The organism is Bacillus cereus group sp. BceL291 (assembly GCF_051776705.1).
Lineage (GTDB): Bacteria > Bacillota > Bacilli > Bacillales > Bacillaceae_G > Bacillus_A > Bacillus_A cereus.
Map to the genome: position 1 here is coordinate 12031 of NZ_JBPWAP010000059.1, position 18608 is coordinate 30638.

An 18608-nucleotide genomic window follows, 5' to 3' on the forward strand; every position below is an offset into this window, starting at 1 on the left:
TGTTATTGCTCCATAAATTTCTGTTGAATTAGTTTAGGTGATAATTTTGAATCCGTAATATCATAAACACTAACACGTAGTTTACTTCCAAAGATTCCATTTACATGTGCTTTCCCATTCAATATAAGATTTTTACTAGAATCAAAAGTAACTCCCTTTATTTGATTTTGCTGACTAGTAGATAACTTTTTCCACATATCTGCTGTTGTAAATAGAAGTGATGGATATTTATTTGGACGTGGGAATCCGGGTCCATAATAAGTTGCTAAGGTGTCAAGTTTCGATTTTACATTCTTTCCATTTGCACTAAATTCTATATCTCCATTAAATGTTTTTTTAGCCATATCCACTTTAACTAAATATTTTTTACCAGCTGGAACTTTTATATTTTGTGGTGAAGCTGTTAAAGTCTTAGTATCTGTAACTGTATTTGTTGTACTTGTTGCAGAGTTGAATTCTGCAGTAATATCAACACCATCTGTTAATAAAATAGGTAATTTAAAAAGCGTTGTTTTTCCTCCTACTTTAAACCCTTCCGTAACACTTGTACTAGCGGAGTTCGTAACTTGATGAGAATACGATGCTGTTGTGAATGTTTGATCTATACTGCCATTTGTATTATCAAATTCATTTTCACCAATATATTCTGGATGTAAATCACTATAAGTTAAATTTTTTAAATTGCTCGCTTTGAGATCTAAATCCATATTTGTTTTTTTACTATCTAATCTAATATAATGATAAGCTCCAGGGTATTCAGGTAAGTCTTTCCATTCTAATTCGTTTTTAAAATAAAAATCAGAAATTTTGTCCATTTGTGCATCTACATCTGTAATATTTGTGGTTTGAGCTGCCATGACATTACTTCCAAAAAACAGGGTACTTGATATTCCTAATACAATTCCTAGTTTGGCTATAAAAGTTTTTTGAGATTTAAATAGGTTCGTCATACTATCACTCCTTAAAATATTATTTATATTAATATACTACGAAAGCGAATTCGAGTGAGTGGTTCTTGTCAGAATTGCGTTTTTTGTCACAAAAGAATGTTTTTAACAATGATTTTATAGATAAGATTTTTTTCAGGTTGTTTATTCTAGTATGAAGGTATGTTTTTTGCTCATATCGGAAATTAAAAGAATTAAAAAAGATGAAAAGGCGCCCCCTGAAACGGATAATTATTACATTTAATAGAAAATATTCCTTAACGTACAATTTTCTTTTTTCGGTCGTGTGACCCCTTTAACGTGAAAAATGGATCGCATACGGAAAAGCAGATCAAGAAATTAATCGGCGAGGGAATTGTAAGATTGCCTATGTTTGAAAAAGAAATGGCTATTATAGACTTCTGTTTGGACCTGGAGATCGTCGAAAATCTAAATGGTGAAAATTATGTTCTAATAATCTCGGGGTATTTGGATCGTTTAAAAGAATATATAAATGATGATCTGAATGAAATTACAAAACAAGAATTAAATTTAATTCTACCTAAAGGGAAAGTTATCGATTTTGCAGGAACACATGAACTTATAGAAGATGCTGGGTATCAGTTAACGTTAATAGATGGGAGTTATCGCGAGGTTGTACTTGTATAATAATAAAGAGCCTCTTACACGTATGTAAGGGGCTCTTTATATTTTTTAATAATTGTCGTCATCTTCTAATGGGTCTGTAAAATCTTCTAAGTAGTAATCATCCTCATTTAAATTAAAGCGAGGTTCTTCACCTTGTTTACGTATTAGTCCATCGAATTCATCTCTTATTTTTATTCGGGAGTTACGATCTCGTTTTCCAACATAAAATAAATGCGGGTTTAACATGAAACCATATTCAGCTTTAACGATAAGTTGTTTTTTGCGTAGCTTCGTTATGCTTCTAGAAATATTGCCTTTGTCCATATTCATATCAGCGGCAATTTTCGTTTGTCTCATATATGTATGATTATTTTCTTTATTCATATGTTCACAAAGGAAAAATAGCACCTTATAATCCGATCCGGTAAAATCATTGTCTTGTAAATGTTTAAAGGAATCTAAAATAATTGCTCCCCAGTATACAGGTATACTCGCTCTTCTTCTTGGCATAATTTTCCTCCGTTTATTGTCATATTTACAATTTTCTCGAAATTTGTTGAGTAATAGACAACTTTCAGTTGTATTATTAACAACTTTAGTATTTATATAATTATGAATCAAACCCTGTCAGGACAAGGTTTGATGCTGGAAATGCGCCTTATTCTATCCGTCCCCTTATATATTATATTGGTGTAGACTACTTGTAAACACAAAAGAAAATTGCGTATGCAAGTATAGATAGAAAGAAGGCGTATAAAAATGTTTCAGTGGTTTCAACAAAAATTAGGATTGATTGGTGTGGTAATAACATTACTGGGTTTATGTTTTCCGGCGGTATTTGCCCAAATTGGTGAAGAAATTAAAAGTTTTACGGTTGAATATTGGTTGCAGCTTTCAATTGCGGTTATTATTGGGTTGCTTGTAGCAATTGTTTGGCTTATTGTTCGTCGTGAATGATGAACATATTGGAAGAGGTAAGTTTTTAGGGGGAGGCATGTGTCCATTGAAATTAAATATCGCGCTATTTAGTTGTAATCTTACATTTCGTCCGTCAATTTAAGGAGCGGAGAAGATTGCTAGGTACTTGAAAATGATATGTAATTCTAATTTTGCTATAGTTTAATATAGAAATAGTGAAATTGGAGGTGCTTTGATGGGAAGAAGTAAACCTATGAGAGATGCATACTATAGAAGTTATGCAAATCCACATAAACAAAGAAAAGTAAATTGTCATGAAGTCACAATAGAGATGAAAAATATGGGGACTTTTCATTGTATGGATTGTGAGAGACATGTGGTACATGCAGGAGGGAAGAATCCTTACTATAGGCTACCTTCAAAAGATGCCGAACATGATGTGAATTGTGATAATTATCTTCCGGTTGATGAAGTGTCGGAAAGGATCAGAATAATAGGAGAAAAGCTGAATATCAAGTTGAAATTACCCTTTTTTCACGAAAATGAAGAAGAGGACAAGGTTACAGCTGGAGTGAAAGTTGGAAAATCCGTTTCAACAGCTGTTAATCCAGTTAAAGTAGGCCCGGTTAAAACGAGAAAATCTCCTAATAAATCGACTACAGTTACCTTGAATAGTGCAGCGGAATTACTTTATCATACATCTGATGATCGCCCGGAGGAACACCGAATGAATGTCTGGAGAGTGTTGCGTTCTAATAAACAATACTACTATCCTGGTAAATATGATGAACTAAAGCGGGACTTTGAAGGTGGAAAGTTAAATCCTGTTGTTTTTGTTAGGGGAAGATTGAATCAAAATCAATATTTTACATTTGAAACCCACAGGTACATAGATATACAAGATAAGCCATATAAGTATGGGCCAATAGAATTGAGACTTCACTTTAAAGGAATTCCAGAGTTAGAAAAACGTTTTAAAAAGCTAACTTGGCATATTAGAAGTGGAAAGAATCGTACAGAAGAGATTGGAATAATGGGTAACGTCATTGAGATAGAATCAATAGGGGATAAAATATTTATTCATATTAGATGTTATGATCTGGATGTTGAACCTAAAGATGTAGAATGAATGTTTCTATTTTTATAGCGGGACTTATGGTAGAATTAAAGACAACTGGATAACGTGGGCGGGAGGTTGCTGATCCTTTTTCTCTAATTTTAGAGGGGAAGGAGGTGACCGTATGGATTCTTTACTAAATTTATTACATGATGCTGTAAAAGTATTTATTACAGTCTTTGCAACGGCTTATGCAAATGAGTTAGCAAAGAAATTAGGTAGTAAAAATAAAAGAACCGCCCCTAGAGCCGGCAAGCGAAAGGGCAGTTCAAAACGTAAATAAATGTTAGCAACTGACCCGCCTTGCGGTAAACAGTTACTTGAAGAGATGTTAGCGCATCTCTTCTTTTAATATGCACAAAAAATAATGGTATAACTCGCTTCTTATTAAAATTATAACAAAAGTTTTTGCAAATGCAAAGTAGGGGGAGTTTTTGAATGAGTGGCGATAGTATGTTTCTTTATTGTACATACTGACTCCTTTCTCGATTTAGAAAAGCTTGATTCCTTTTGTTAGCGAAGTTGTTTTATATAATTGTTATGAATTATAACAAAAAATGTTGTGAATCATAACAATTCGTGTTATCTTTGTTATAAGTTATCACAAAGGAGAAATTTACCATGTCAAAGGCTATAGAATTACTTCTAAATTCTTATCCGAATTTAGAAAATAAAATTAATGCTTATGAGAATGTTTTTATGCATGATGAAGCGCTCCGTTCTTTAGATACAGAAGAAGAAAGGACTTTTTTAAAATTACTTTGGTTCTTTAAAAGCCCGAAAGAAAATAGTTTTAATATAAATCTGTTATATCAGTATTTAATTGGAGAAAAATTAGCATTCGCATTAGATTTGATAGCGCATTATTTTAGAAGTGATACATTTTTACTTCGAGGTTCAAGTCATAAGTTGATTTTGTCGAGTACTGAATATTTTAATCAAAGTGAATTTGCAAGAGAATTAAAAAATGCAGGATTGGAGTATACTCAAGCGAAGATAGCGACGTATAGAAAAAGAGGGAAGTTTGTAGAAGAAGATGTAATTCTCTCAGGTGTTCCTTACTGGTCTAAAAGTACAGTGGAGAACTATATAAATTATTTGAAGTTAAATATGGGAAAATGACTATAAATCGTATGCAATATAAGAAGGGGATGTTAAATCATGAGTTATTTTGGACAAGTAGATAAAAAATCAATTGTTTATATTCTGGATAATGAAATTGCTAGTTTAAAAGATAGAGTAGTGGAAAGTGATGGTGCAGATTCTAGTTCTTTATGGATAAAATTTAATCGTTTAGAAAAACTTCTTTATGGTGAAGGGAGAACCTTGTTATCTATGACAAATAAGATGAAATTTGAAAGTAGATTAAATACAATTAGGAAAAGATTAAATAAATTTAAATAAATGTTATCATTATATTGTGGGATCTACTTACCTGTTTTGTAGGGCTTTTTAGTAAATAATTTCGCTTAATATATTGCGTTTATTCTATATGACTTAAAATGTTATCCTGATTGTTTAATCTCGTTTTGTTATAGATAATATAATTTATGGTTTATTTATTGCTAAATGAAAAATGTTGTGAAAATTATACTTGATATTATTGTGGATTTGAATCAAATCCGGAAAAGTATAATTAATTGTAATTCAATTTGAATTTTAGTGAGAATATTGGTAGAAGGGATGAACGAGTATGTTTCGTGTAGTGTATAAAAAGACGTCAAAATCAAATTTAGAAATTAGAGAAGAGCTTACAATGCTACAAATGGGAGAATATCTAGAAAATAAAAAAGAATACTACGAATTAAAAATCTATCAATTAAATTCTAATTCTATGTATGAAAAAGCATTAGCCTATAAAAATGGAGAACTTGTAAGGGAGAATGAAAAAGTAAGTTTTGTTAAGTACCCCTCTTTTTCAATTAGCAAATTATTTGAAACTATACAAAAAGTTCCTCCTTCAAGGAAAGAGAATTCAGTCCAATTGATGTACGATTTGATGAAACATGAAGACGTAACAAAGCCGAAATTAAATGTAATTGATAACAAAAAAGTTAAGGACTTATGAAAAAGCATTATTTTGAAAAAAGGGGTAATGCGAAATGTCTATTGTGAATCGAAAAAAATCTGAAGCTGAAAAACGGGGAAAGAAGTCTAAAAAGTACGAACGTATTTTTATCATTTCTTTTCTTATGACTATATTTTTTATTATCGGAAGTGTAGTTACTGTGGGGTATACAGGATTTAAATACATTGAGTATTTGGCTGTAGTAATTATAACTGGTATAGCTATTACCAATGATGCGCAAAAAGCATATAAGAAGTCTCGTATTTTAAGTGCTGAAAATATTGAGTGAAACTTATACAGTTTAAAATTTGTACAGAAAAGGGAGAGAAGAAAATGCATAAAGCTGAGTACATAGAGTGTCCATGTTGTAAACATATCCATGATGATTATCATGCTTATTTAGATGTTGGTGATCTTGGGGGGGATTTTGAAATGAATTGTGAGAATTGTAAAGAACAGTTTAAAGTTGATTTTTATAGTGTATTTTGGTTTGAAACAAAAAAGAAATAAAAATTATAAAGCCTAACAACATTGTTGTTTCATGAAGTGGCTACTGTAGTATATGGTAGTGTAACCTTTATAGAAGCAGCATCAATCAAGATTAATATTTAGTAGATTGTCATGGGATTTAATCTTTGTAGAAAAGGAGGAATACAGAATGTATAATCAAAAAAAAATTAACGAAAAAGAACGGTTAACGGTACTAGATGAAGGTATGCTGTGGCGCCATCTTCCAAAAGAGGAGCTTGATAAAGTAACTAAAGTATTTCAAGAATTTAATACTATACAGAATCCAGGTGGAAAATCAAGCTATCAAAAGCAAGCACTTAGTGACTTTAATCTTTCGCAAGAGGAGCTTGATAAAGTAACGGAAATACTTCAGGAACTTTAATGCTATATAGAATTCATAAGAAGAGGGTCTTTTGCAGACTCTCTTTTTTTGCGAAAATAGAACATAAAGAACGTTAGTTCGTGTATAATAAGAACAAATGTTCTTTTGTTTTAGGAGGATTTTAAATGTATGACTATTCCGTTTTGCCGAATCGTATTGTGATGTGTGTTGATTTTAGGTCTTTTTACGCCTCAGTGAGTTGTATCAAAAGGGGATTAGACCCTAAATATACAAAGTTAGCCGTGGTTGGAGATGTGAAGCGGAGTGGTTCGGTTGTATTAGCAGCTACGCCACCTTTGAAGAGATTAGGTGTTGGAAAACTAAGTAGATTATACGAGATTCCAAAAAGGTCAGATATTATTATAGTGAATCCGCAGATGGAAACGTATATAAAATGCTCAAATTATATCACTAAGTTAGCATTGCAATATGTAGCGCCAGAGGATTTACATACCTATTCCATAGATGAGCAATTTCTTGATATGACAAGTACATTGCATTTGTTTGCGAATGACCCAATCGAATTTGCGATAAAATTTAAGAGGGAAGTATATGAGAAGACGAGGATTGAGTGTACAGTTGGTATTGGGCCGAACCCGCTTATGTCGAAGGTAGCTCTGGATCGTGAAGCTAAGAGGAATGAAACAGGGATTGCGTATTGGCGGTATGAAGATGTACCGGAGAAGATATGGCCAATACGTCCGTTAAATGAATTTTGGGGAATATCAACGAAAACTGAAACGAAATTGAATAGGAAGGGGATTTATACAATTGGTGATTTAGCTCATTATCCTTTGAAGTATTTAAAGCAATCTTTCGGAATAATCGGTGAGGATATGCATTTGCACAGTCACGGGATTGACTTTAGTAAAATTTCAGAAAAACATGTGACAGAATCAAAATCAATTGGTAAAAGTCAAATCTTAATGCGCGATTATTCAATTGAAGAAATACAAATTGTTTTATTAGAGCATATTGAAGAAGTGTGTTATCGATTAAGAAGAGAAAGAAAATTAGCACAAACTATACACTTTTCTGTTAGTTATAGTAGGGCTTATAGTGGTGGGATTAGAAAAACCTGTACTTTTCCGCGCCCCACTTGTTTGACGATGGATATTTATGAAGTTTGTATGGGATATTTACATAAATTATATACAGGTGAGCCGATTCGAAGTATCTCGGTATCTTTGACTAACTTAATTAAAGATGGAGAAGAACAACTTTCGTTATTTGATAATGTAGAAAGAAGAGAAAAAGAAATGAAATTAGCATATGTTATGGATGATATTAGGTCGAAATTTGGTAAGAACAGCATATTAAGGGGAATATCTTATTGTAATGAAAGTACAGCTAGAGAAAGAAATATGTTGTTAGGGGGCCATAAAGCATGATGAATTCTCAAATGCCAAAAGGACGGAAGATGGTCAAGTGGATGCCATTTTCCAGTTTGCCTGAGCAGTTTCAGGGGATTCGTGAGATTATCCAGGAACAAAATAAAATCACAAAACCAATTCTGGATCAGCAACAATTAGAAGAAATAGGTCGAATTTTAAATCAGTCTTTATCTATGGGAGAAGAAATACATATAACTTATTATCGGCAGGGATATATTCATCATGAAATGGTAACGGTAGTGAAAATTGATCAATATACAAAAGAAGTGGTTACTACAGACGCTTTCCGGAATAAATGTGTGTTTATTATAGAAGAGATTGTGGACTGCCGTTTAAATATTTGTTTGTAATACAGCGTGAAAACGTAGTTGTTAATGCGTTTTTTTGAAAGGAGAGCTCATTATGGGCTTTCTTTTTTATATAATTGTAGTGTAGGTAAAACAATGGAATGTCAGCTTGAAATATGACTTTAATACTAATATGTGAAATGAGTGAATAATTATGGAGGAAGTAAAAGAAGGAACAACGATTCAAAGTATTTTAGCAACAGATAATTATTGTGTGGTTTTTGACACGAATATATATTTGAATCTTTATGAATATTCGCCAGAAGCAATGACGTTTTTTATAAGTTTATGTGATTTGATTCGAGAGAATCTTGTTCTACCTAGTACTGTGAAACGTGAGTTTAAAAAGAATCATGGCAAATCGGTAAGAAAACAAAGAAATAAATTTAAGAATGCAATCACGAATTTGAAAAAACCTCTTAATCAGTTTGAAAGTAAATTAAACATACAGCTGGAGATTCTAGAATCATTTAAAATGCCTAAGATTAGTGAATTAAAAGAAAGTATAGAAGAAGATATTGATGCATTGAAAGAAAAGTTAGATGAATATATGGCTGAACATGAAGCGGTTGCAGAAGTGAACCGTAAGATACTAAAGGAAGATCTTATAGTTCAATTAATTAATTATATTGAAGGGTCAGACAATTTGTTGCCAACCCCTTCTCTTGATGAAATATATCAACTTTGTTCCGATGGTGAAAAAAGGTATAAAAATAAAATACCACCAGGTTATGAGGACGAAGATGATAAGTCTGGTGTAGAAGCCTATGGCGATTTTATTATTTGGAAGGAAACTTTAGAATTTTGTAAGAGGAATGAGAAAAATCTAGTTTTCGTAACGGATGATGTTAAAGAAGATTGGTACAACCTGAAGGAAAAGCATTTTAGACAAGAATTAGTAGAAGAATTTGAAAATGAAACTGGTAAGAAGATTATAGGTATTACGGGGAATGAGTTTTATAATGAAATAGCAAGAATCTTTAAGAAGGATATTCCTTCTGTATTAGAGTGGTCAATAAATTATAATTTAGAAAATTATTTTGAGGATTTATGGCATAGTATTGAACCAGATTTAATTGAAATGATAATAAATAAAGGTGAAGAATACATTGATACATCATCACTGACGAGCTATGATGGTAGCGATTTTGAATATGAAGAAGATTCATTTGAACTAGAAGTAGTTGAAGAGAAGTTTCAAGGGTACAACGTTGATGAAGCTGAATATTTATTAAAAATTAATATAAAAGCTAACGCTATTTCTAGAGAATACCAGGGGAGGGATGGTGATACGAAAGAAGTAATCTTATCCTCTGCTAGATATCATAATCTTGAAGGGGAATTGGAGGTTCAAGTAACTAGAAATATAGATTCGTATTTAGATTATTGGTCTAGTGATGATTTATTTGAAGATATTTATATAAATAAAGGATTACTTTATGAAATAGATTCGTATACAGTTGATGATCTTTGTGTTGAATGTGGAATGAAGGTCGGTGAATATACTAATAATCAAGGAGAACCATTATGTAGTAACTGCGTTGTGGATGATACAAATGGTGCGATTTGTACAGATTGTGGGCAAAAGGTTCCATTTGATGATATGTATGACGGTTCATATTGTTATTCTTGCAATCGACGCCAGGAAATAAATAGTTACCTTGAAACCCAAGGGAAATAAAAAGACACACACTCTATAGAGTGTGTGTCTTTTTATTTAATAGCTTATAAGAAATGAATTGAAATGATGTTCTTATTATATGGATAGTTTTTTTAGGATATATTCAAAGTTTAAAATAAATTGCTCCAAATCTTCTCTCTCTATTATTATATTATGTCCCAATTCCCTTAGGTTAGATGTTTTAGTTGTAATATATTTAGCAATACCTGGAGTTAAGAGGCTTTTTTGTTGCTTAGTTTGGTTATTATTTAATCTTTTATAAGTATTTTTATATTCTATTACAAATGAAACCAATGTTAAGTGATTAATTTCTACAAAAATAGTTTTTGTATCATCTAAGACATTCTCCATCTCATGACAACAATCATCGCTGATATCTGTCTCGCATTTTATTTCAAAGATAATCTGTGCAAATTTGCTAACTAGATGCATGTTAATATTCTCGAATTCTTCAGTGTTGATTTGGTAAAATTGATTTTTCATTAGGGTTACCACCTTTGTGTTTTTTAGTCTAGCAACTCAAGTATTTTTGTTTACTATAATTCTCTAAAACTCTAACTGTTTTAAAAAGTTTAGGTTTGCTAAGAGTTTATAGGTTTGTCTCTAATAGTCTTATGCGTTAAAGGAAGTCTAAGATTATAAGTAAACACACAAAGAGGATTTCTGACTCGTAAAAATGGTAATGTTTGACATCGTTAGTGGTTTGCTATATATTTCGAGTGAACAGGGGTTCATAACTTAAAAGTTTTGAACCTAGTATGTGAGTGTGATAGAATCTATGTATGGAGGGGTATCATAACTTACGTCCAAAAGTAAAAGAGAATTGGAGTGTTTTTGGTGAAATATGGATATGCCAGGGTGAGTACTTTGAATCAAGACTTGGAGTCTCAAATTCAAATGTTAAAAAAAGAAGGTTGTGAAAAAATATATTCAGAAAAATTTACTGGCACAAAATTTGAACGACCAAAATTTCAAGAACTACTTTCTATATTAGAAAGTGGAGATACACTTGTTGTTACAAAATTAGATCGATTTGCACGTTCGGCTGAAAGTGCTATCGCTACAATTAAAGTGTTATTTGAAAAAGGAATTAAGGTACATGTAATAAATATGGGGGTAATTGAAGATACGCCTACTGGTAGGTTGATGTTCAATATTATGAGCGCCTTTGCAGAATTTGAAAGGGATATGATTGTAGAGCGTACGCAAGAAGGTAAAGCAATTGCAAAATTGAATCCGAATTTTAAGGAAGGACGACCAAAGAAATATAATAAGGAACAAATAGAACATGCTCTCATGTTACTAAAAAATAACTCTTATAAACAAGTAGAGAGGATAACCGGAATTAGTAGAAGTACATTAAAGCGTGCGAAAAAGAGTGAAAAACAGATAGAGGGGGCTGAATAGAATGAGGGGAAATAAAATGAATTCTGATATGTTTTTATGGGTATTTGGTATTGTATTTATATTTGGATATTCATTCTGGGCAACTGGAAGACCGGGGGATGAGGCTTTAAACGGATTAATAAAGATGTTCGGTTGGATAGGTGTAGGGTTTATAACGTTATTCGTAATTTGGGGGCTCATATATACAATTTTAAATGGTGTTAAAAAAGGTGAAGAATGATTGTATATAAAAATATCATAGGGGCTTAAGGAAAGGGAGAGGGATTATGTTTATGTTATTTCGAGCATGTCAGTCTATTGATACACGTTATCTAGTTAAAACATACATATGGGGTATCTTAATTTATTTGTTCTTTAGGTGGGTAATCCCTCCATATGAAACGGGAATGATAAATTTAATGATTGTTAACTTTATATTTTTTCCGTTCGCAAGGATACTTGCACATAAAATAAAGTGCTTTTTCTTTTCGGATACGATATTTATGATGACTGATAAGGGGTGGCTTATATACTTGTTTATAAAAGCTTCGTTTTTAGGTTGGTTATTTGTAATGACACCAATTTTTGCGCCGTTTGGTTTTCTGATAGTGTTCTTACGCTTTTGGAAAATGGAAAGAAAAAGAAGAAAAAATGTGCAGAAAAGAAATCAAAACTTTGCTAAAGCATAGAAGGGCACCTTAATATAGGTTGCCCTTTTTATACTTATCTATTAGTAATGAAGTTGATATTATTCTTTAAGGATTTATATTAAAAGTGAAAAATGTACCGATTTTTATAAAAATAGTCTCCGAGATTGCGATTTTAAGACGATTATCTATTCTTTTATGTACAACCCTGTTGTTAAATGAGGGAGGATTGAACGATAATAAGTATATAAATAGAAAAATACACCAAAAACATTGCCCTTTTTATAGTATGAATATTGGAAATTTAATTAGGAAAGAAGTTGACGCTTTATGCCGAGTTGTGATTGGGGTAGCCCTTGTGATTGTTTAGATTGTAGAACAAAACGATTTTCTGTAGTATGTACCCATTGTGGGTTTGATAATATACTTAGGGTCGTGGGAAGCTCTGAATATAAGACAGGAAAAAAGGGGATAGGAGATTATGAATTTAGTTATCCAGAGGGAACAAAAGATGTAAGCTGTTATTATTGCTCGCTAGTCATATCAGGAGTTCGCTATTTTGATGATTATGATGAGGCGGCTTGTAAAAGTAGTTTAGTGTTGTATCAAAATAAATTAAATGGACATATTTGTAGTACTTGTAATGTAATAGAAGGTGAGCTCAAGGGTATTTCTTTTGTTGAATTAAAAAAATTAAATAATAAGTTTTATTGTCAAAATTGTATAGTGGAAGCCGGTGAAAGGTTAATTCCTGATCCTTCAAATGAAAATAAAAAATACTTTTTTAATGCGAATACTTTAAAGTGGGAATTGGATAAAGTACGCATTGAGTGTCCAACTTGCCATAGAAAAAGGTGGCTAAAAGCCGAGAATAGTTGGAGAAAAAAATGTAAAACTTGTTATTATATTAAATAATAAACTAACCGCATGTTTTTAAAGGAAGGTAGAAAAGACTCGCTTGAAACGAAGTGAGTTTTTTTATGCGATAAATTTTAATATTACGATTGACTCACGTCAAGTTAGGTGGTATAATAAGAGTATAAAGAAAAGGAGGTGAACAAAGTGGATTGGATGATAATCTTAGGAACGATAACAGCGTTCATAACAATTTACTCGCAACTTTCTTCCGGTGTTAAAAACACAATTGATATTTACTACAAAATCAAGGATGAAAAAGAAAAGAGTCGCTCCCGCCAAGAAAACGACTCTGAGTAAGACACCACAAGAGAGGGAAACCTCTCTTGTACCTAAGATTATTATAGCACATTTCACTATATCTTATGAAAAAAGTCATTTTTAGTAACATACCAATTCTTGTGATTTTAGGATACATCTTGTATCAAATTAATTACAATGATTTGCAAACATTAGATTATATCTTCATCGTATTGTGTATACTTGCATTTGTTATGATGTTGTTCAATTTAGTAACTACCTATATCAAGGAAAAGCAGGAGAAAAAGAATGTATAAATTTGAAACCAAAGACGACTTAATTTCTTTTATTCAATCTGAAGTTATAAATACTTCAGAAGCGCTGGAGATTTTAGGTTGTTCGCGTCAAAATCTAAATCAAATGGTGCAAAAAGAAAGAGTGAAACCCATTAAAGATTTACCGCGAGATCGATTGTTCTTTAAAGAAGATATATTAAAAAGAAAAGAGCAAATGAGAAAGTAACCCTGGATGCAAAGGGTTACTTTTTTATTATTTTGTTATTGCATCAAAAAAGAGGTGAAAGATGAATTAGTGATGTGTTGAGTAGTGGCACTTAATCATGTAATAAGGTAAAGTGGGATAATATAAGGTAGGGAATGTATAGATATTTATATTATTTGTCGCCGAGATTGCGGTTTTAAGGCGATTATCTTTTTCTTTATGTACAATCCATCGTTAAATTGCTTAAAATACACAGTAGATAAAACTTGTTTTATCTGAATGTTAAAAAAGTTTTGTTTCAAGTTTTTTGAGATATCAAGAAATAATGTTGTGTGATACTATAAGGGGAAGAGGATATAGATAATTCTGGAAAAGGGGGATGCAAATTGAATGTTCAAACTACTGTAAATAATAAAGTCACAGAACTGTTAAATGCTTGGTATATTGAAATTCGAAATAGACATGTTGCGAATGCATATAAATTAAAAAAAGAAATTGAGAGTTCTATAGAAAACATTGAAGAAGACCAAAACCTATTACTATATTATTCATTACTGGATTTTGGTTATAAGTATTTAATAGATAACCTGAGTATAGCCAAAAATAGTTTTGATAAAATTGAATCTTTCGATAAACCAACTGACGATTTTTTATCGTATTATTATCATTTTTATAAAGCCATTTACTCTAATGCAGTTGGTAATTACAATGCAGCAAAAGAGCATTATGAAATAGCAGAAGATTTACTTAAAAGTATTCCAGATGAAATTGAAAAGGCGGAGTTTTATTACAATCAAGCCGTTTTCCAATATCATTACTACCAGGCTTTTGTAGCTTTCCAACAAGCAACGAAAGCAAAAGAAATCTTTACTGAACATGAAGGGTATGAAGTGAAAATCGGTTATTGTAATAACCTTATGGCGTTAGCTTGTACACATTTGAAAGAATGGGAATTAGCTGAAGAACTGTATATTTCGGCAATGGACATATTTAAAAAGTTTGAGAATGAAAACGGTGTGTTAGTTGTAAAACAAAATTTAGGTTTAATGTATGCTGGTCAGAATCTTTCGGAGCTAGCTGTAAATCATTTAAATGAGGTATGTGGAAAAATGCCTGAAAACTATAAAGCTATATATATTAAGGGCAAAGAACACTTTAAATTAGGTGAAAATTCGTTATCTTCAGAACTTGTAAGGAAAGGTATGGAGATTTGTGATAGATTACAATTGGTAGAGTACCAACATCATTTTAAGATATTAAATGGGCAAAATGAAGGGTTAAATGGTGAAAAGCTAGAAGAGATTATATTAAAAGGTAATGAATATTTCATAAAAGAAAAACTTTGGGAATACGTAAAAGAATATACTGAAGTACTAGCGGTTATATTCCATAAAGAAAATAATTTTGAAAAAGCAAGTTATTATTTCTTCGCTAGCCATAAAGCGAATGAAGAGGTATTTAAAAAGGAGGCATTAAAATGAAAAAAATAAGTGTTACTATAATTGGAGTTATCACGGCTCTTACGTTATTTTTGAATGTGTCTCATAATTCGGCTGATCATCAGGAAGCCTCTCAATTTACTAAAGATGTTATTGTTCAATATGCACATGGGAATACTGGTTGAAGATAAAGTCTTGTGTTGGAAAACCTCGTTTTTAATTGCGAGGTTTTTTTATATGAAAATTAACTTTTGATTTAAGTAATCTTGTAGTGGGGATTTTCGTGGAGGGTTGATATGAAGATAACAGCGGGGAAATTTAATGATGCATATCCATCAGGAATAGATTCATGTGCGATACAAGCTGATGATGAGAAAATCAAATTGTATATTATAGAACATGCGCGATTGATGGATTTAGGAACATGCCAAGGAGAAACAGGTTGTCTATGTGAGGAGCATGGACACATAGAATATGATGGATACCAACAATACCGTGACGTGAGCTTGATGAAGGTGGAAGCACCATACCATGTACTTTCCAATGATTATGTCAATGTTGTTGTAAATGGTCTTCTGTATGCCGCGTATAAACCATTCTTCGAAATTATATATGATTCTGATATAAATAAACTGAAACAAGAATTTGAGAGCAGTTACGATGAGTTCACTGGATTTGTAGTGGTACAATGCCCTAATTGTGGTACATGGGCTGTATTTGATTCATAAGGATTTCTTTCTGGTGAATAAATAATAATTAGGAGGTTTTTTAATGACTAATGAAATCGTTACTTACAATGATGACAAAGGTTTTGTTTTTGAAATAGAATATTTGAAAGAAGAAAATGCAAAGATGTTTACTATAACTATTCCAAAAGAGGTATATGAAAAAGAAGAGATAGGAATAGAGTGGGGAGATTTTGTAGGTGAAGGTTATGAAAAAATGATCGACTATATAATTGGTGTGTATATTAAAGAAGGGATGCTAATAGTTAAAGGGTTTATGAAGAAATAAGGCAACTATTAATGGGGCCTTATTTCTTTGTAGTATATACATGTTTTCGATGGACTGGTTACCTAAAAAATAAAGCTAATTAATATGATGCATATTTTGCTTGTTAGGGAAGAAAAGCGCAAACCTGTTGCATTTTAAGATGGGATAAAAAGAAGGAAAGCACAAACAGCCCAACGACGGCTATGATTTTAAAATCGTTTCCGTTGGGCGATACCATCCAAATTCCGGATAAAGTATGTACATATTCGTCAGATACTTCTTGAGTACTCATTAATTTGTGAGCGTTCAGAAGATACAAAGGGGGGCGCCAACCTTTTTCCTAATTGCATACTATCTTTATTAACAAAATTCAGAAGATTTATACATGTAGGTAGCATTAGAGAGTAGATGCATTCAGAATTAACGAAGATGATATTAAGAGTATAAAAAAAAGCACCACTTCACTTGACGTGAGTCAAGTGAAGTGGTATTATAAGAGCATAAGGGAAAAGGGGTGAACAAAAAATGCTAATATTAACAATTTGGTTGAAGCAGCTTTAATAATATGTTTTGAACGATTTTATAATTTGAACCAAACATATTAAGAAGAGAAAAGGATTGTATAGGTTGATGTTATTTAGGAACGGCTTGATAACCAAAAAAATAGAAGAGCAAGATGTTTCCGCGCCTGGCAGCATAAGAAAACAACTTCCTCTTCTATAAAAACATAATTTTCGAAAGGATGAATGACGATGAAACACCCAATCATTAAAAATATATCTTCTGAATATATATTAACACAATCAAAAGTTAAGAGGAAATCCTTTAAAATATATAGCGATTTTTTTTCGGAAAATTATAAGAAGCTAAACGTATATTTTGGTATTGAGAAAAATGTGTCAGATCAAATATACTTTTATGGATTCTATGGAGTCTCAATCATAATTCTACTGTTCATATATTTAATTGTTGGACTATAATAAGTTTTTTAAAACGTATTATATAGAATTAATAATTTTAAATTGATATAATTTTGATTAATGAAGGTAGGTGCGATTATGTCTACATGGGAGGCTTTTGTTTTTTCAGTTGGTATAGCTGTGTTTTGTACTTTTTTAGTTTATTTGCTTGATTCGACAAAAAAGATGAAGAAATAAATGTTGTTGTAATATGTAATGGATTTTATAGAAAATAGGTGATGATCTCGTGAAAAAAGTAAAAGAAGGATTTATTGAAAATTGGTTTTATTTTATGCTACCTAATATATTTTTGATATTATATTTTGTTGCACAGTATTTTTTTAATAATTTAGTGAAAGTTTTTGTGTATTGGTTTAATCAAATTTGAATTAAGGGTTTGGATTTATAGTAAGTGGAATGGAGGTACGTATGATGGATAAAGAAAAGGTGACTGAGCAAATAGCAAAAGTTATCGTTGAAGCTTCAGAAAATGGGAACGGTTGTGGTTGGATACATGAACCAGGTAATTCTTTGGATAAATTGAGTGGAAGTCTTGAAATTAATAAAGAAGAAATTTATGAAGCAATAATAAGAATGAAAGAGAAGGATGAAGAATTAGAAAGACATTCATCCGTATATGAGGATATGGATTCTGCTGCGCGTTTATCTATAGGAACGGTCCTGGTATGTGGAATTTTTTTATTAGCTTGTGTAAAGTATATTCTTAGCTGGTTTTTTAGTATGAATTAATCAAGTCTTAGGAAGATGAATACTTAATTTTTGTTGTAATAAAGTTTAGTTGTAGATTTTAACATATATTCATATTTTGTATATCGTTATTTAACTATATGATTAATATAATGAAACTGTTCGAATAAAGTTTGGTTGTGAGGGAGTGCTAATATTGAGCTATTATTATAAGAACTTTAGGGAAGATGAAAAGAGTAATAATGTTGATTTGTTTTATATATTATGTTTTGTAGGATTGGCATTTTTGGTTATTGTGTATGCATTTTATCTGCCAGTGAAAGAGGTGGAGGAAAAACAAACAAACAACAATATATTAATTGTTGAACAATTAATTGAAAAAAAACTCAGTGTAGAAAAAGAAAATTTTGATATAGAATTAAAAAAAGAAAAATATAATCTATTTAATGATAATTGGATAAGCAATGAGTTAAAGTGCATTATTTACACAAACGGAAAAAAATTTGAAGTTTCCTTTATAATGAAACAAATAGAGGATTATGAAATGTTTGAACCGATTGACATAGATAAGATTGTAGAACGTTAAATTAATTATTTGGAGATGTAATAATATAAAAGAGGATAATGAAGAATTGATAGATTTAGCCCCTTAGGTTACGCCCTAAGGGGCTAAAATTCGAGACTTTTTCATTTGAATATCTTAAATAGATACTGGAGGTATAAATGCTAACTTAAATATGTACATTAACGCTTGAATAAATATGTACATTTTCAATTGGATTCTCCATACTGACTCTGAGGTGGTTAGTATGTATATTAAGCTAGATAT

General features: G+C 31.4%; 30 protein-coding genes. 27 read left to right on the forward strand and 3 right to left on the reverse strand.

Annotation, left to right across the window (positions count from 1 at the left end):
- Positions 1 to 2: 2 nt before the first annotated feature.
- Positions 3 to 950 carry an ETX/MTX2 family pore-forming toxin gene (locus ACS2CR_RS26390; RefSeq protein WP_327952654.1) on the reverse strand — a complete coding sequence of 316 codons (948 nt, stop codon included), beginning with the start codon at positions 948 to 950 and terminating at the stop codon, positions 3 to 5.
- A 297-nt stretch (positions 951 to 1247) separates the two neighbouring features.
- Between ACS2CR_RS26390 and ACS2CR_RS26395 the strand changes: the two genes are divergently transcribed.
- The gene (locus ACS2CR_RS26395) at positions 1248 to 1595 is read left to right on the forward strand and encodes a hypothetical protein (protein ID WP_438906091.1); all 348 of its coding nucleotides are present in this window, start codon (positions 1248 to 1250) and stop codon (positions 1593 to 1595) included.
- A 45-nt stretch (positions 1596 to 1640) separates the two neighbouring features.
- Here the strand turns inward: ACS2CR_RS26395 and ACS2CR_RS26400 are convergent, their stop codons facing one another.
- Positions 1641 to 2084: a helix-turn-helix domain-containing protein gene (locus tag ACS2CR_RS26400; RefSeq protein WP_042595228.1), complete on the reverse strand. Its 444-nt coding sequence runs from the start codon at positions 2082 to 2084 to the stop codon at positions 1641 to 1643.
- A 249-nt stretch (positions 2085 to 2333) separates the two neighbouring features.
- On the opposite strand from ACS2CR_RS26400, the gene ACS2CR_RS26405 reads away from it, so the two are divergent.
- The 12 genes from ACS2CR_RS26405 to ACS2CR_RS26460 all read left to right on the forward strand — a co-directional run bounded on the left by ACS2CR_RS26405 (position 2334) and on the right by ACS2CR_RS26460 (position 9991).
- Complete coding sequence (locus ACS2CR_RS26405; RefSeq protein ID WP_042595227.1) at positions 2334 to 2531, forward strand: hypothetical protein; 198 nt, start codon at positions 2334 to 2336, stop codon at positions 2529 to 2531.
- 196 nt (positions 2532 to 2727) lie between these two features.
- Positions 2728 to 3621, forward strand: coding sequence for a hypothetical protein (locus ACS2CR_RS26410; protein ID WP_086387305.1), 894 nt, complete (start codon positions 2728 to 2730; stop codon positions 3619 to 3621).
- A gap of 112 nt (positions 3622 to 3733) precedes the next feature.
- The gene (locus ACS2CR_RS26415) at positions 3734 to 3892 is read left to right on the forward strand and encodes a hypothetical protein (RefSeq protein WP_170925750.1); all 159 of its coding nucleotides are present in this window, start codon (positions 3734 to 3736) and stop codon (positions 3890 to 3892) included.
- 338 nt (positions 3893 to 4230) lie between these two features.
- The gene (locus tag ACS2CR_RS26420; protein ID WP_086387304.1) at positions 4231 to 4731 is read left to right on the forward strand and encodes a hypothetical protein; all 501 of its coding nucleotides are present in this window, start codon (positions 4231 to 4233) and stop codon (positions 4729 to 4731) included.
- Positions 4732 to 4770: 39 nt separating this feature from the next.
- Positions 4771 to 5013, forward strand: coding sequence for a hypothetical protein (locus ACS2CR_RS26425; RefSeq protein WP_086387303.1), 243 nt, complete (start codon positions 4771 to 4773; stop codon positions 5011 to 5013).
- A gap of 289 nt (positions 5014 to 5302) precedes the next feature.
- Entirely contained in the window at positions 5303 to 5677 is a 375-nt protein-coding gene (locus ACS2CR_RS26430) for a hypothetical protein (RefSeq protein ID WP_153603042.1), read from the forward strand.
- A gap of 34 nt (positions 5678 to 5711) precedes the next feature.
- A complete protein-coding gene (locus ACS2CR_RS26435; protein ID WP_086387301.1) occupies positions 5712 to 5966 on the forward strand; it encodes a hypothetical protein in 255 nt (84 codons plus the stop codon).
- A gap of 44 nt (positions 5967 to 6010) precedes the next feature.
- Positions 6011 to 6187: a hypothetical protein gene (locus ACS2CR_RS26440; protein WP_170925751.1), complete on the forward strand. Its 177-nt coding sequence runs from the start codon at positions 6011 to 6013 to the stop codon at positions 6185 to 6187.
- A 148-nt stretch (positions 6188 to 6335) separates the two neighbouring features.
- The gene (locus ACS2CR_RS26445; RefSeq protein ID WP_153603043.1) at positions 6336 to 6569 is read left to right on the forward strand and encodes a hypothetical protein; all 234 of its coding nucleotides are present in this window, start codon (positions 6336 to 6338) and stop codon (positions 6567 to 6569) included.
- A gap of 125 nt (positions 6570 to 6694) precedes the next feature.
- On the forward strand, positions 6695 to 7960 hold the full coding sequence (locus ACS2CR_RS26450; protein WP_438906092.1) for a DinB/UmuC family translesion DNA polymerase: 1266 nt from the start codon (positions 6695 to 6697) through the stop codon (positions 7958 to 7960).
- Positions 7957 to 8313 (forward strand): YolD-like family protein, encoded by a 357-nt coding sequence (locus ACS2CR_RS26455; RefSeq protein WP_153594297.1) that lies wholly within the window; start codon positions 7957 to 7959, stop codon positions 8311 to 8313. The genes ACS2CR_RS26450 and ACS2CR_RS26455 overlap by 4 nt, the downstream gene beginning before the upstream one ends.
- Positions 8314 to 8464: 151 nt before the next feature.
- The gene (locus ACS2CR_RS26460; protein ID WP_438906093.1) at positions 8465 to 9991 is read left to right on the forward strand and encodes a PIN domain-containing protein; all 1527 of its coding nucleotides are present in this window, start codon (positions 8465 to 8467) and stop codon (positions 9989 to 9991) included.
- 75 nt (positions 9992 to 10066) lie between these two features.
- On the opposite strand, the gene ACS2CR_RS26465 is transcribed toward ACS2CR_RS26460, so the two are convergent.
- A complete protein-coding gene (locus ACS2CR_RS26465; RefSeq protein ID WP_438906094.1) occupies positions 10067 to 10474 on the reverse strand; it encodes a hypothetical protein in 408 nt (135 codons plus the stop codon).
- 354 nt (positions 10475 to 10828) lie between these two features.
- On the opposite strand from ACS2CR_RS26465, the gene ACS2CR_RS26470 reads away from it, so the two are divergent.
- The 14 genes from ACS2CR_RS26470 to ACS2CR_RS26535 all read left to right on the forward strand — a co-directional run bounded on the left by ACS2CR_RS26470 (position 10829) and on the right by ACS2CR_RS26535 (position 18365).
- Complete coding sequence (locus ACS2CR_RS26470) at positions 10829 to 11398, forward strand: recombinase family protein (RefSeq protein ID WP_002164810.1); 570 nt, start codon at positions 10829 to 10831, stop codon at positions 11396 to 11398.
- 1 nt (position 11399) lies between these two features.
- Positions 11400 to 11618 carry a hypothetical protein gene (locus tag ACS2CR_RS26475; protein ID WP_240835256.1) on the forward strand — a complete coding sequence of 73 codons (219 nt, stop codon included), beginning with the start codon at positions 11400 to 11402 and terminating at the stop codon, positions 11616 to 11618.
- A 46-nt stretch (positions 11619 to 11664) separates the two neighbouring features.
- Positions 11665 to 12066 (forward strand): hypothetical protein, encoded by a 402-nt coding sequence (locus ACS2CR_RS26480; RefSeq protein WP_000480906.1) that lies wholly within the window; start codon positions 11665 to 11667, stop codon positions 12064 to 12066.
- 288 nt (positions 12067 to 12354) lie between these two features.
- Complete coding sequence (locus ACS2CR_RS26485; RefSeq protein WP_001138653.1) at positions 12355 to 12939, forward strand: hypothetical protein; 585 nt, start codon at positions 12355 to 12357, stop codon at positions 12937 to 12939.
- A gap of 147 nt (positions 12940 to 13086) precedes the next feature.
- Positions 13087 to 13239, forward strand: coding sequence for a hypothetical protein (locus tag ACS2CR_RS26490; RefSeq protein WP_000383998.1), 153 nt, complete (start codon positions 13087 to 13089; stop codon positions 13237 to 13239).
- A 249-nt stretch (positions 13240 to 13488) separates the two neighbouring features.
- Positions 13489 to 13701: a DNA-binding protein gene (locus ACS2CR_RS26495; protein WP_086387291.1), complete on the forward strand. Its 213-nt coding sequence runs from the start codon at positions 13489 to 13491 to the stop codon at positions 13699 to 13701.
- Positions 13702 to 14066: 365 nt separating this feature from the next.
- Positions 14067 to 15161, forward strand: coding sequence for a Rap family tetratricopeptide repeat protein (locus ACS2CR_RS26500; protein ID WP_240835254.1), 1095 nt, complete (start codon positions 14067 to 14069; stop codon positions 15159 to 15161).
- Positions 15158 to 15304, forward strand: a complete 147-nt coding sequence (locus ACS2CR_RS26505) for a hypothetical protein (RefSeq protein WP_000724332.1) — start codon at positions 15158 to 15160, stop codon at positions 15302 to 15304. The genes ACS2CR_RS26500 and ACS2CR_RS26505 overlap by 4 nt, the downstream gene beginning before the upstream one ends.
- Positions 15305 to 15415: 111 nt before the next feature.
- Positions 15416 to 15847 (forward strand): hypothetical protein, encoded by a 432-nt coding sequence (locus ACS2CR_RS26510; RefSeq protein WP_438906095.1) that lies wholly within the window; start codon positions 15416 to 15418, stop codon positions 15845 to 15847.
- A 43-nt stretch (positions 15848 to 15890) separates the two neighbouring features.
- Complete coding sequence (locus tag ACS2CR_RS26515; RefSeq protein ID WP_438906096.1) at positions 15891 to 16133, forward strand: hypothetical protein; 243 nt, start codon at positions 15891 to 15893, stop codon at positions 16131 to 16133.
- A gap of 731 nt (positions 16134 to 16864) precedes the next feature.
- On the forward strand, positions 16865 to 17092 hold the full coding sequence (locus ACS2CR_RS26520) for a DUF3961 domain-containing protein (RefSeq protein ID WP_000682346.1): 228 nt from the start codon (positions 16865 to 16867) through the stop codon (positions 17090 to 17092).
- Between the two features lie 226 nt (positions 17093 to 17318).
- The gene (locus tag ACS2CR_RS26525; RefSeq protein WP_438906097.1) at positions 17319 to 17459 is read left to right on the forward strand and encodes a hypothetical protein; all 141 of its coding nucleotides are present in this window, start codon (positions 17319 to 17321) and stop codon (positions 17457 to 17459) included.
- Between the two features lie 44 nt (positions 17460 to 17503).
- Positions 17504 to 17821: a hypothetical protein gene (locus tag ACS2CR_RS26530; protein ID WP_438906098.1), complete on the forward strand. Its 318-nt coding sequence runs from the start codon at positions 17504 to 17506 to the stop codon at positions 17819 to 17821.
- Between the two features lie 145 nt (positions 17822 to 17966).
- Positions 17967 to 18365, forward strand: coding sequence for a hypothetical protein (locus tag ACS2CR_RS26535; protein ID WP_438906099.1), 399 nt, complete (start codon positions 17967 to 17969; stop codon positions 18363 to 18365).
- Positions 18366 to 18608: the final 243 nt, after the last annotated feature.